This is a genomic window from Pantoea allii, from assembly GCF_002307475.1.
Taxonomy (GTDB): Bacteria; Pseudomonadota; Gammaproteobacteria; order Enterobacterales; family Enterobacteriaceae; genus Pantoea; species Pantoea allii.
Map to the genome: position 1 here is coordinate 31,127 of NZ_NTMH01000034.1, position 12,835 is coordinate 43,961.

The window sequence follows — 12,835 nt, forward strand, 5'->3', positions numbered from 1 at the left end:
GGAACGGAGAGAACAGGTAAAAAAAAGCGATGGGGTTAGCCATCGCTTTCTGTTGACGTGCAAAGTTCTGTTTACTCACGGAACAATGCTTCAATGCTGAGGCCCTGACCTTGCAGGATTTCACGCAGACGGCGTAAACCTTCAACCTGAATCTGGCGCACACGCTCGCGAGTTAAACCGATTTCACGGCCAACATCTTCAAGCGTTGCCGCTTCATAGCCTAACAGGCCGAAACGACGAGCCAACACTTCGCGCTGCTTGGCATTCAGTTCGAACAGCCATTTAACGATACTTTGCTTCATATCGTCATCCTGAGTGGTATCTTCTGGTCCGTTGTCTTTTTCATCGGCCAGGATATCCAACAGCGCTTTCTCGGAATCACCACCTAATGGTGTATCAACCGAGGTAATACGTTCATTGAGACGCAACATACGGCTGACGTCATCAACAGGCTTATCCAGTTGCTCTGCAATCTCTTCCGCACTCGGCTCATGGTCGAGCTTATGAGAAAGTTCACGCGCAGTACGCAGATAAACGTTCAATTCTTTAACAATGTGAATTGGCAGACGAATTGTACGGGTCTGGTTCATGATTGCCCGTTCAATGGTCTGACGAATCCACCAGGTGGCATACGTTGAGAAGCGGAATCCGCGTTCCGGATCAAACTTCTCAACGGCGCGAATCAGGCCGAGGTTACCTTCTTCAATCAGGTCCAGCAGAGCCAGACCGCGATTGCTGTAACGTCGGGCAATCTTCACCACCAGGCGTAAGTTACTTTCGATCATGCGGCGACGAGAAGGGATATCACCTCGTAATGCGCGGCGAGCAAAGAGAACTTCTTCCTCAGCCGTCAGCAATGGAGAATAGCCAATCTCCCCAAGATAGAGTTGAGTAGCATCGAGTACACGTTGCGTCGCACCCTGCGCCAGCAACTCTTCTTCAGCTACTTCATTGTCGCCAGATTCATTTTCGACGAGAGCCTTCTCATCAAAAATTTCTGCTCCATTCTCTTCGAATTCCGCGTTCTCATGTAACTCGTTTACTTTCAGCGTATTCTGGCTCATTAAGTGGCTCCTACCCGTGATTCCAGGGCAGATTCCTGAGGACTCTGCCGGATTATCGCTGCGGCAAATAACGCAACGGGTTTACGGATTTCCCCTTGTAACGAATTTCAAAGTGTAATCTAACTGAACTGGTTCCGGTGCTACCCATGGTAGCGATTTTTTGCCCAGCCTTAACTTCCTGTTGTTCCCGGACCAGCATTGTATCGTTATGGGCGTAGGCACTCAGGTAATCATCATTATGTTTGATGATGATTAAATTACCGTAACCGCGAAGCGCGTTGCCTGCGTACACCACCCTTCCTGAAGCAGTGGCCACGATTGGCTGTCCGCGCGAACCTGAGATATCGATCCCTTTATTGCCACCTTCTGCGGCAGAGAAGTTATCGATGATCTTACCTTCGGTCGGCCAACGCCAGCTTCCTACAGGTGTAGAGCTGTCAGTTGTGCTGCTAACCGTCGGCGGTGCGGTAACGGCTGGAGCTGTCGTCGATGCAACATTTGCTCCCTTCGATGGCAACAATTTACTGCCATTCGAGTTACCCGAATCATCAGAATACGTAATAACAGGCTGCTGTGCAACAGGGGCCTGTTTTATTTGTGGTGCGCTGACGACACCGCTCTGCGTTGCATCTGCCGCCGTGATGGCATTGCCGCCGGTAATCGGCTGGCCTGAGCCATTGTCAACCTGCAACGTCTGCCCAACATTCAGGCTGTAAGGCGCCTGAACGTTGTTACGCTGCGCCAAATCGCGGAAGTCATTTCCGGTAATCCAGGCGATATAGAACAGCGTATCGCCACGTTTTACCGTGTAGGTCTGACCCGAATAGCTACCTTTAGGAATATTCTGATAACTCCTGTTGTACACAATTCGGCCGTTTTCGGTTTGCACATTACTGTTACTGGCGCCCACATTACTATTACTGGTACTAATGATTCCGGAATTGTTCTGTGGCAACGGCGTGCTTCGACTTAACATTCCGCCCTGCGGTGGCACTGAGGGCACACCGCCAGCCGCTGGCGCAGTGCCAGAACTCGCCATATTACTATTATCATTAACGCTGTTACTGTCCCCGATATTGCTTATCGGAGCCTGGGTATTATCGCCTGAACTACAGCCTGCCAGCCAAAAACTCACCAGTGAAAGCGCCGCCAAACGGCGTAACTGAAAAATTGTGCTTCCCGTGCTCATTAATCCCCCGTGGTGGCAACCTTTAAAAAACTGACTTATTCGTCTCACCAGCACAATACACTGTGCGGCACGTTATACGCTGGATTTTCGTTGAATGAACCGGATAGTAGCAATATCAACTACCTGATTCCATGAAACAGTTATGAAGAAATGCTAACAGGACAATCAGGCCAGATCGCCCTGAACTAATGGGACGAAACGAACCGGCTCAATGGTTTCTTCTGTAATCTCACTACCACGGCGGCGGAGACGCTTTAAGACCTGCTGCTCTTCGCCGACGGGCAGCACCATAATGCCGCCCTCTGCGAGCTGTGCTATCAGCGCAATCGGAATCTCAGGCGGCGCGGCAGTGACAATAATCGCATCAAAAGGCCCACGAGCCGGCCAGCCCTGCCAGCCATCACCGTGTCGGGTGGACACATTGTGCAAATCAAGCTGTTTCAGACGACGTTTGGCCTGCCACTGAAGGCCTTTGATGCGTTCTACCGAGTAAACATGTTCAACCAGATGAGCGAGGATGGCGGTCTGATAACCGGAGCCGGTGCCAATCTCCAGCACGCGTGAGCGCTCGCTGAGTTCCAGCAACGCGGTCATACGCGCGACCATATAGGGCTGAGAGATGGTTTGCCCGGACCCAATCGGCAGCGCCATATTGTCCCAGGCTTTATGTTCGAAGGCTTCATCAATAAAGCGTTCGCGCGGTACATCGGCAATCGCCTTTAACAGGTGTTCATCTTCAATGCCCTGTTGACGCAGCTGTGACAGCAATGTCTCGATACGCCGACTCACCATGCCAGATTTACCTCAGCTTTATCGAGCCAACTGCTGAGAACGTCCTGCGCATTGTGAGCAGTAAGATCAACGTGGAGAGCGGTCACTGACACATAGCCTTCATCCACCGCGGCAAAGTCCGTGTCGGGGCCGGCATCCAGTTTTTCACCGGGCGGGCCAATCCAGTAGAGGGGATTACCGCGTGGATCGGTCTGTGCAATCACCTGATCGGCCGGATGACGGCTGCCGCAGCGCGTCACGCGAATTCCTTTTATTTCCGCCAACGGCAGGTCAGGCACGTTGATATTCAGTATACGTCCGGTGCGCAAGGGCTGTTGCGTCAGCGCTTTAAGAATCGCACAGGTTACCGCCGCGGCGGTGGCGTAGTGCTGATGACCATGTAGCGATACCGCCACGGCAGGTAATCCAAGATGACGGCCTTCCATTGCGGCCGCCACCGTACCGGAATAGATGACATCATCCCCCAGATTGGGGCCCGCATTAATGCCCGACACCACAATGTCTGGCCGGGGTTGCATCAGCGCGTTCACACCCAAATAGACACAATCGGTGGGCGTGCCCATCTGCACCGCGATATCCCCATTTTCATGGGTAAAAGTGCGCAATGGGGTTTCCAGCGTCAATGAGTTAGAGGCACCGCTGCGATTGCGATCCGGTGCCACAACCTGCACCTCGGCAAATTGACGCAAAGCCTTTGCCAGCGTCTGAATACCAGGCGCATGGATACCATCATCGTTGCTGAGCAATATCCGCATTTAATTCTGACCTTTTCTGTTCAACCGGGCCGCCGTTATATGGACCTGTTTTGAGGCATGGCAACAAGTTAAGAGTGGACAGCGACTGTTGCATTCTAGCGGTGAGCGAGAGGAAGTGGTAGGCGAAAATAAACGAGTGGGCAGGAAAAGGGCAGGTACTTGCCTATATCGAAACGATTCAGGGCGACGAAATGCACAGATGAGGCAACCAACGGGCCGGGGAAAACCATCAGAAGCAGGCCATGCGGCTTCCCCTGTGGTGAGGGACAGGGGGAAGCAGCGGCTTATTCGTCAAGCATTTCAAGAGACTCGGTGCTGTTTAACAGCTCTCTGACGACGCTGGTGGCAAAGCTGCCTGCGGGCAGCCAAAATTGCATCTCCAGCGTGGCATCATCCTGCCAGCACCAGCGCAGGTCGCGTGGCACAACCAGCATGGCACGCCGCCCGGCATCTACGCGCTCGCGCTCAAGCAGACCTCGCAGCTCGCCGGCATCGGCCAGGCACTGCTGCTCAAACGCCAGCGCATCGGCCTGCGGGCCGGGATCGCCCTGCCCCGGTAACGGGGCCGTAATACGAAGCGCATGCTGATTCACCCGCGCCTGCAGCTCAGCCAGCTCTTCCGGCTGTGCGACGAACCAACTGCCACGACCGGCAAGTTGCAGAGCATCCCCGTTCATCACCTGAGTGAGTCCACCCTGCTGCTGCAAACGCATGCTGGTGACCTGATTAAACAACGCACTGCGCGCCGCAGAAAGCATCAGGCCGCGCTTGTTGCGATCGCGAATCTGAATCTCGTTGCGCGCCAGCCTGACCGCCGTCACCAGGTTGTTGCCATTGCGACCAAAGCGTTGCTCGCCAAAATAGTTGGGTACGCCGCTGTCGCGAAGGCGCACCAGGCGCGCGTCTGTTTCCTCGCGATGGCTGACCTGGCGAATCACCAGCCGGAAGGCGTTTCCCGCCAGCGCGCCAATGCGCAGCTTGCGTTTATGACGCACGACCTCAAGGATTTCCACGCCTTCCAGCGCAAAACCCGCCAGCACGGGCATGGCATTGCCGGGAACGCGAAAGCACAGCGTCTGTTCGGTGACTGCATGACGATCCTTCATACCTGCATAGCTCAGATCGCGAACGTTCACTTTCATAAACTTCGCCAGCGCTTCGGCAACAAAACGCGTGTTAGCACCGCTTTTGCGGATTCGCACCAGCACATGTTCACCGTCGCCATCAGGCTGATAGCCCAAATCCTCTACGACCACGAAATCGTCCGCTGTCGCTTTGATCACGCCCGTCGCTGTAGGCTTGCCATAAAGGTAATGCAGCGTCATGCCGGTTCCGCTTTCAGCAGCAGTGCGACCGCTTCACAGGCAATGCCTTCACCCCGGCCGGTAAAACCCAGTTTCTCCGTGGTGGTGGCTTTGACGTTGACCTGGTCCATATGGCAACCCAGATCTTCGGCAATATTAATGCGCATTTGCGGTACGTGCGGCAGCATCTTAGGTGCCTGGGCAATCAGGGTGACGTCGACATTGCCAATACAGTAGCCTTTGGCCTCAATACGGCGCCAGGCTTCCCGCAGCAGTCCGCGACTGTCCGCGCCCTTAAACGCCGGATCGGTATCCGGAAACAGCTTACCAATGTCGCCCATGGCCACCGCGCCCAACAGCGCATCGGTGAGGGCATGCAGCGCTACATCGCCATCAGAATGGGCGATAAAACCATACTCAAATGGGATTCGCACACCGCCAATCACCAGCGGACCTTCTCCACCGAAGGCGTGAACGTCAAAACCGTGACCGATACGCATCATGTGCTCTCCTTTGACTGAATCTGACTAAGATAAAAAGCCGCCAGGGCTAAGTCTTCCGGGCGGGTAACTTTGATGTTATCGCTACGACCTGTTACCAGCTCAGGATGGTAGCCACAGTACTCCAGCGCGGAGGCTTCATCGGTGATGGTCGCCCCTTCGTGTAGGGCTCGCGTCAGGCTGGCGGTAAGTAAGGCCCGGGGAAAGAACTGGGGCGTTAACGCGTGCCACAGGTTGTCGCGATCGACAGTGTGCGCAATCGCCGCCTTACCGGGTTCCCCGCGTTTCATGGTGTCACAGACCGGGGCAGCCAGAATGCCGCCCGTTTTGCTGGTCTCCCGTAACCGCAGCAGGCGCTGTAAGTCATCAGGATGCAGGCAAGGTCGCGCAGCATCATGGACCAGCACCCAGCCGGCACCTTGCGCAGCCTGAAGGCCAGCCAGTACCGATTCAGCACGCGTATCGCCCCCGGTCACGCGAATCACGCGCGGATCGCTTGCCAGAGGCAAAGTGGCAAAATGCCGATCGTCAGGGCTTAAGGCGACAATAACCTGCGTGACAGCAGGATGGGAAAACAGGCGGGCAATGCTGTGTTCCAGAAGTGTGTGCTGACCAATCGTCAGATACTGTTTCGGACAGGTTGCCTGCATGCGGCTGCCGATACCGGCAGCGGGCACAACGGCAATCACATCCGCAGAGTGGGACTGATTGTTCATGTTTTATCGTTGTTGGTTTTGCGCAGCTTGTTGCGCGTTGCGTTTGTTCTGGTCAGGTACCAGACGATAGAAGGTTTCACCCGGCTTAATCATGCCTAATTCGCTGCGTGCGCGTTCCTCAATCGCTTCAGAGCCGCCATTGAGATCGTCAATTTCAGCAAAGAGTTGATCGTTACGCATTTTCAATTTGGCGTTATTCGCCTTTTGTACCGCAACGTCGTCGTCGACGCGCGAAAAGTCATGGATGCCATTCTTACCCAGCCACAATGAATATTGCAGCCAACCTAACAGCACCAACAGCAGTAACGTCAGTTTTCCCATCCCGCCCCCTAAAAACGGCCCAATCATCCCATAACTTTACTCAGGACTCCACACTGGCAGTAAAAATGCCGTGTAATGCCGTTCACGCAGGCAAAAAAGGGAAGAAAAGATCGGGCGCAACGCAGGAAAACTTTTGTAACCTGCTGCTGCGTTTAGACATCAGTCTGGCTACCAGCGAGACAGAAACAGGAACAGTAACCAGAACTGACAAGCGACGGCAACGACGCATATCAGAGAGGTCCAGAGCAACTGCCCACGCAGCCATGTATTCAATACCATGCCTGTCAGGACAGAAACCGGAAACAGCGCCAGGAAAAATGGCCAGGTGTAGAGAAAGAAAAACAGGGTGCTTGAGCCGTACAACAGGAAAGGTATGGCAAGCGCACACCAGTAACATACAAAGCCAATGACGCCGCCCGGAAGGACAGAGCGAGGCTCATCCGGTGTGCCGTGGTCTTTGCGTGCCAGCATGGGAGTAATATTCTGCATAAATATCCTGTCAACGCGAAGGCGGCAAAACGAAAGGCGCTTTGCCGCTGTCTGTTCAGGAACTGATAATATCGCGCTGACGCAGCAGATCTAACAATTGGGCCGTCAGTTTTGTAACCAATTGTTCCCCATTAAGCGAGATTTCTGGCTGGTCCGGCGCTTCATAAACGCTATCTATACCGGTGAAATTTTGTAGTTCTCCTGCACGGGCCTTTTTGTATAACCCTTTAGGATCTCGTGCTTCACAGACCGCCAGCGGCGTATCAACGTAAACCTCGATAAACCGGCCGCTGTCCAGCAGGTCGCGCACCATTTGGCGCTCGGCACGATGAGGCGAGATAAACGCGGTAAGAACCACTAAACCCGCATCCACCATCAGTTTAGCCACCTCGCCAACACGGCGGATATTCTCTTTGCGGTGCTCATCGCTAAAGCCCAGGTCGCGACACAGTCCGTGACGAACATTATCCCCGTCCAGCAGATAGGTGCTGACACCGAGGCGGTGAAGCGCCTGTTCCAGCGCCCCCGCTACAGTCGATTTCCCTGACCCCGACAGGCCGGTAAACCACAGCACCACGCCCTGATGGCCGTGCTGCTGTTCACGCGCCTGGCGCGTCACCGGATGGTCATGCCACACGACGTTTTCATCATGCTGGGCCATTACTGACCGCCCAAAAGATCGCGCGCATTCCAGTGTGGGAAGTGGCGACGCACCAGCGCATTAAGTTCAAGTTCGAACGCGCTGAATTCGCCGTTATGCTGCGGTCGATCGCTCAGTGGCTCATTGATCAGCCCGGCCCCCACAGTAACGTTACTGAGGCGATCGATAATGATCATGCCGCCGGTCACGGGGTTTTGCTGATAGCTGTCGAGCACCAGCGGTTCATCAAACGTAAACTCAGCCAGACCAATCCCGTTCAGCGGCAGGCTGTCCACCTGGCGTTTCTCCAGTGAATTAATCTCAACCTGATGAATGACCTTTTCTACTCGCCCACGGGCTTTCTTGCCGGCAATTTTAACATCGTAGCTCTGACCGGCCTGAAGCGGCTGCTCAGCCATCCAGACAACATCCACTGTGGCGGACTGAACGGCACGCAGCCCGGCGCTGGCGTCCACTAACAGATCGCCACGACTGATATCAATTTCGTCGTTCAGGACAAGAGTAATGGCTTCTCCGGCACCGGCTTCCTGTAGATCGCCGTCAAAGGTTACGATGCGGGCGATGGTGGATTCGACGCCAGAAGGCAGCACTTTAACCTGTTGCCCCACTTTCACCACACCAGATGCCAGCGTACCGGCATAACCCCGGAAATCGAGATTAGGGCGATTCACATACTGCACCGGGAAGCGCATCGGTTGGTTAGCCACCACCGCGTTTAACTCCACGGTTTCCAGCACATCAAGCAACGTCGGACCGCTGTACCATGGCATGCTCTGGCTCTGCGACGCGACGTTTTCGCCTTCCAGCGCCGACATCGGCACAAAGCGAATATCCAGGTCTTCAGGCAATTGCCCGGCAAAGTCGAGGTAATCCTGCTTGATCTGCTCATACACAGCCTGCTGATAATCCACCAGGTCCATTTTATTGATTGCCACGACCAGGTGTTTAATCCCCAGCAGCGTCGAAATAAAACTGTGTCGACGCGTCTGATCCAGCACGCCTTTACGGGCATCAATGAGCAGGATCGCCAGATCACAGGTCGATGCGCCCGTGGCCATATTTCGGGTGTACTGCTCGTGCCCCGGCGTGTCGGCAATAATGAACTTACGCTTTTCGGTAGAGAAATAGCGGTAAGCCACATCAATGGTAATGCCCTGCTCGCGCTCAGCCTGTAAACCATCGACCAGCAGTGCCAGATCCAGTTTCTCGCCCTGCGTACCATGGCGTTTGCTGTCGCTCTGTAACGAAGACAGCTGATCTTCATAAATCTGGCGGGTGTCATGCAGCAGGCGGCCAATCAGCGTACTTTTGCCGTCATCCACGCTGCCGCAGGTCAGAAAACGCAGCAGGCTTTTATGTTGTTGTGCGGTCAGCCAGGCTTCAACGCCGCCCTGTTCGGCAATCTGTTGTGCAATTACGGTATTCATCTGGCGTCTCCTTAGAAATAACCCTGACGTTTTTTCAGTTCCATCGAACCGGACTGATCGCGGTCAATCACACGGCCCTGACGCTCGCTGGTGGTAGAAACCAGCATCTCTTCAATAATCTCAGGCAAGGTTTGCGCTTCAGATTCCACCGCGCCAGTCAGCGGCCAGCACCCAAGGGTACGGAAACGGACCATACGCTGTTTAATGACTTCACCTGGCTGGAGGTTGATACGATCGTCATCGATCATCATCAGCATGCCATCACGTTCCAGCACGGGGCGCGGCGCAGCAAGATAGAGCGGCACAATCTCAATGTTTTCCAGGAAGATGTACTGCCAGATATCCAGCTCGGTCCAGTTAGACAGCGGGAAGACGCGGATGCTCTCGCCCTTGTTAATCTGACCGTTATAGTTGTGCCACAACTCCGGACGCTGGTTTTTTGGGTCCCAGCGGTGAAAACGGTCACGGAAAGAGTAAATACGCTCTTTAGCACGTGACTTCTCTTCGTCACGACGTGCGCCGCCAAAAGCCGCATCAAAACCGTACTTATTCAGCGCCTGCTTCAGGCCTTCGGTTTTCATGATGTCAGTGTGCTTGGCGCTGCCGTGCACAAAGGGGTTAATCCCCATCGCGACGCCTTCCGGGTTGCGATGCACCAGCAGTTCGGCACCCATGGCTTTCACCGTGCGATCGCGGAACTCGTACATCTCACGAAATTTCCAGCCGGTATCGACATGCAGTAACGGGAACGGCAGCGTGCCCGGATAGAAGGCTTTACGCGCCAGATGCAGCATGACTGAAGAATCCTTGCCGATGGAGTACATCATGACCGGATTGCCGAATTCGGCTGCCACTTCGCGGATAATATGGATGCTCTCCGCCTCCAGTTGACGCAGATGAGTGAGTCGTTTTTGGTCCATCGTTTTTCCTCTCAAGCCAGATTGACAACGGCGGACTCGCGAGCCCCCTGCTGTGCCGAATGCTGAAACCAGGCAAGTTGCCCATGTAAATTAACCACTTCCCCAATCACCAACAGGGCCGGGGAAGGCGCTGACGCTGCCAGCGTCTCAAGATGTTCAAGCGTGCCGGTCAACACCTGTTGGTCAGACCGGGTACCGCGACCAATCACCGCGACCGGCGTTGACGCGGCGCGCCCATGAAGAATGAGCTGTTTGCTGATGTGAGCCGCCTTCACAGCGCCCATATAAATCGCCAGCGTCTGACGCGCACGCGCCAGGGATGGCCAGTCGATATCATCGCTATCCGGACGACAGTGACCGGTAATAAACAGCACGCTCTGCGCATAGTCACGGTGGGTCAGTGGAATACCGGCGTACGCGGTGGCACCGGCCGCAGCCGTGACACCTGGCACAACCTGAAACGGAATCCCCGCCTGCTGCGCCGCCTGCAGCTCCTCGCCACCGCGGCCAAAAATAAAGGGATCACCGCCTTTCAGGCGCACCACGCGTTTGCCTTTTTGGGCCAGTTGCACCATCAACTGGTTAATCTCGTCCTGCGGCAGCAGATGCGCGCTGGCACGTTTGCCCACGCAGATACGGTCGGCATCGCGCCGCACCAGATCGAGGACCTCCTCACTGACCAAATGGTCGTAGAGCACCACGTCAGCCAGTTGCATCACCTGTAGACCGCGCAGCGTCAGCAGGCCGCTGTCGCCAGGCCCCGCACCCACCAGAATAATTTCACCCTGTCGGGGTGGCTGATCGCCCAGTTCACTGTCGAGCGTCTGTTTCGCGGCCTCAACGTCACCTGTTGCCATCTGACTGGCAAAACGGCCGTTAAATATTCTTTCCCAGTAACGACGGCGGTCAGACATACGGCTGAAACGTGCTTTGACCTTGTCACGCCACTGCCCCGCCAGTTCGGCCATTTGGCCCAGATGAGACGGCAACAGCGTTTCAAGTTTCTCGCGGAGCATGCGGGCAAGAACCGGCGCGGTTCCGCTGGAGGAGATAGCCACGACCAGTGGAGAGCGATCAACGATAGAAGGGAAGATAAAGCTGCATTTAGGCTGATCATCCACCACATTGACCAGCTTGTGACGGGCATTCGCCTCGTCGTAGACCTGCGCATTCAGCGCATTGTCATCGGTGGCGGCAATAACCAGAAAGACCTTGTCGAGCTGAGCGGGTTCAAAGGAGGTTGCCAGCCATTCAAGCTGTTGCTCATCCAGTAAAGCCTGCAGCTCCGGGCAGAGTTCGCGTGAGGCGATTTGAATGCGCGCGCCAGCACGACGCAGCAGTTCGATCTTGCGCGCCGCGATATCTCCACCGCCAACGACCAGTACGGGTCGGCCTGCGAGATCGGCAAAAAGAGGCAAATAATCCACGTTAACCCTAGTGTTGTTACGATGCGTTATCGCGACTATACGTTCCCTGGTTTATTGAGATGAAATTACGAATTGGAATGAGTTGTTACTGAATGGAATAACGCCCGGCAAAAGCTCAGAACAAAATGTGCTTAGCAAATGATCTTATGGGCCTTTCCGGACGATTCAAATTGTGTAATCACCGTCACAGTTTCATACTATGGGTGAAAAAATATGACCGTCCTTATAGGGAATGAGCCACAAGGAACCCGACATGTCTGCCTTTCTTCGCCTGGCGACGCTGCTTGTTGGCAGCGTTATTTTCAGCGCTCAGGCCGTGACCGACGTCACCGGACACTTTGCTGAACAACAGGTTCGACACATTTCTACTTACTTTCCCGGTCGCATGAGCGGGAGTCCGGCTGAGTTGATGGCGGCCGACTATCTGCAACAGCAGTTCACCGAACTCGGTTTTGCAACCAATACCCGACAGTTTAAAACCGGCTACAGCTGGCATGAAAATGACGGCACGTCGCGCTGGCATAAAATCACGGCCACCTCAGTCATCGCCGCGCGTGAAGGCAGCGCACCTCAGGAGATTCTGGTTGTTGCCAGCCTGGATACCTGGATTCCACTCAGCCGCAGCGAAACGACGCGCAGCCTGGGCGGATTGCGTTTGCAGGGCGTTGATGACAACGCATCCGGGCTTGGCGTAATGCTGGAACTGGCAAAACAGCTCAGCCATCAGCCACTTCATTACGGCGTGCGCTTTGTCGCGCTCAGCGCCAGTGAGTCACAGCTGCACGGCATGGACGACTACGTGGCGCGCATGAGTGAGAAAGAGAAAAAGAATACGCTGCTGGTTATCGATCTCAACAGCCTGATTACGGGCGATCATCTCTATTTCAACAGCGGCATCAACACGCCGCGTGCCGTGCGTAAACAGACCAGCGAACGCGCCCTGCTGCTGGCGCGCCGCTATGGCATTTCTGCCGCCAGCCGCCAGATGCAGGAAAAGGATTTTCAGGGCATCAATCCTTTCGATGCGGCAGGGTTTCCCCTGCTGGATGTCACTGCGCGGAACTGGAACCTGGGCAGCAAGGATGGCGAACAGCAGCGCAGCCGTTCCCGGCATTTTCCCGACGGCACCACCTGGCATCAGACCGATCGCGACAATCTCGACTTTTTAGACCACTGGCTACCCGGCCGCATTGGCCTGCGTACCCATGACAGCGTGAAAGTCCTGCTGCCGTTGCTGAGTGAGCTAACCAATCCCAAAGTGTGAGGACAG

At 55.0% G+C, this 12,835-nt stretch carries 14 protein-coding genes; 1 reads left to right on the top strand and 13 read right to left on the bottom strand.

Translation table 11 applies throughout. The features are described 5' to 3' along the window. Positions 1-71 precede the first annotated feature (71 nt). From rpoS to cysG, 13 genes are all read right to left on the bottom strand, one after another. Positions 72-1,064, bottom strand: a complete 993-nt coding sequence (gene rpoS, locus CMR03_RS13285; protein ID WP_063880726.1) for an RNA polymerase sigma factor RpoS — start codon at positions 1,062-1,064, stop codon at positions 72-74. Positions 1,065-1,116: 52 nt separating this feature from the next. Next, entirely contained in the window at positions 1,117-2,253 is a 1,137-nt protein-coding gene (nlpD, locus tag CMR03_RS13290) for a murein hydrolase activator NlpD (RefSeq protein WP_063880727.1), read from the bottom strand. Positions 2,254-2,418: 165 nt separating this feature from the next. Next, on the bottom strand, positions 2,419-3,045 hold the full coding sequence (locus tag CMR03_RS13295; RefSeq protein ID WP_096011730.1) for a protein-L-isoaspartate(D-aspartate) O-methyltransferase: 627 nt from the start codon (positions 3,043-3,045) through the stop codon (positions 2,419-2,421). Then, on the bottom strand, positions 3,039-3,800 hold the full coding sequence (surE, locus tag CMR03_RS13300; RefSeq protein ID WP_063880729.1) for a 5'/3'-nucleotidase SurE: 762 nt from the start codon (positions 3,798-3,800) through the stop codon (positions 3,039-3,041). Before surE ends, CMR03_RS13295 begins: the two co-directional genes overlap by 7 nt. A 284-nt stretch (positions 3,801-4,084) precedes the next feature. Further along, the gene (gene truD, locus CMR03_RS13305; RefSeq protein WP_063880730.1) at positions 4,085-5,125 is read right to left on the bottom strand and encodes a tRNA pseudouridine(13) synthase TruD; all 1,041 of its coding nucleotides are present in this window, start codon (positions 5,123-5,125) and stop codon (positions 4,085-4,087) included. Continuing rightward, positions 5,122-5,604, bottom strand: a complete 483-nt coding sequence (gene ispF / locus CMR03_RS13310; protein WP_063881240.1) for a 2-C-methyl-D-erythritol 2,4-cyclodiphosphate synthase — start codon at positions 5,602-5,604, stop codon at positions 5,122-5,124. The genes truD and ispF overlap by 4 nt, the downstream gene beginning before the upstream one ends. Next, complete coding sequence (gene ispD / locus CMR03_RS13315) at positions 5,604-6,320, bottom strand: 2-C-methyl-D-erythritol 4-phosphate cytidylyltransferase (RefSeq protein WP_096011731.1); 717 nt, start codon at positions 6,318-6,320, stop codon at positions 5,604-5,606. The genes ispF and ispD overlap by 1 nt, the downstream gene beginning before the upstream one ends. Positions 6,321-6,323: 3 nt before the next feature. Beyond that, a complete protein-coding gene (gene ftsB, locus CMR03_RS13320; RefSeq protein WP_063881239.1) occupies positions 6,324-6,641 on the bottom strand; it encodes a cell division protein FtsB in 318 nt (105 codons plus the stop codon). A gap of 168 nt (positions 6,642-6,809) precedes the next feature. Then, positions 6,810-7,130: a DUF3561 family protein gene (locus CMR03_RS13325; RefSeq protein WP_063880732.1), complete on the bottom strand. Its 321-nt coding sequence runs from the start codon at positions 7,128-7,130 to the stop codon at positions 6,810-6,812. Positions 7,131-7,185: 55 nt separating this feature from the next. Continuing rightward, the gene (gene cysC / locus CMR03_RS13330; RefSeq protein WP_063880733.1) at positions 7,186-7,791 is read right to left on the bottom strand and encodes an adenylyl-sulfate kinase; all 606 of its coding nucleotides are present in this window, start codon (positions 7,789-7,791) and stop codon (positions 7,186-7,188) included. Beyond that, on the bottom strand, positions 7,791-9,218 hold the full coding sequence (gene cysN / locus CMR03_RS13335; RefSeq protein WP_096011732.1) for a sulfate adenylyltransferase subunit CysN: 1,428 nt from the start codon (positions 9,216-9,218) through the stop codon (positions 7,791-7,793). The genes cysC and cysN overlap by 1 nt, the downstream gene beginning before the upstream one ends. A gap of 11 nt (positions 9,219-9,229) precedes the next feature. Then, complete coding sequence (gene cysD / locus CMR03_RS13340; protein ID WP_006120739.1) at positions 9,230-10,138, bottom strand: sulfate adenylyltransferase subunit CysD; 909 nt, start codon at positions 10,136-10,138, stop codon at positions 9,230-9,232. Between the two features lie 11 nt (positions 10,139-10,149). After that, complete coding sequence (gene cysG / locus CMR03_RS13345; protein WP_063880735.1) at positions 10,150-11,565, bottom strand: siroheme synthase CysG; 1,416 nt, start codon at positions 11,563-11,565, stop codon at positions 10,150-10,152. A 253-nt stretch (positions 11,566-11,818) separates the two neighbouring features. On the opposite strand from cysG, the gene CMR03_RS13350 reads away from it, so the two are divergent. Further along, positions 11,819-12,829, top strand: coding sequence for an aminopeptidase (locus CMR03_RS13350; protein WP_096011733.1), 1,011 nt, complete (start codon positions 11,819-11,821; stop codon positions 12,827-12,829). The last annotated feature ends 6 nt before the right edge of the window (positions 12,830-12,835 follow it).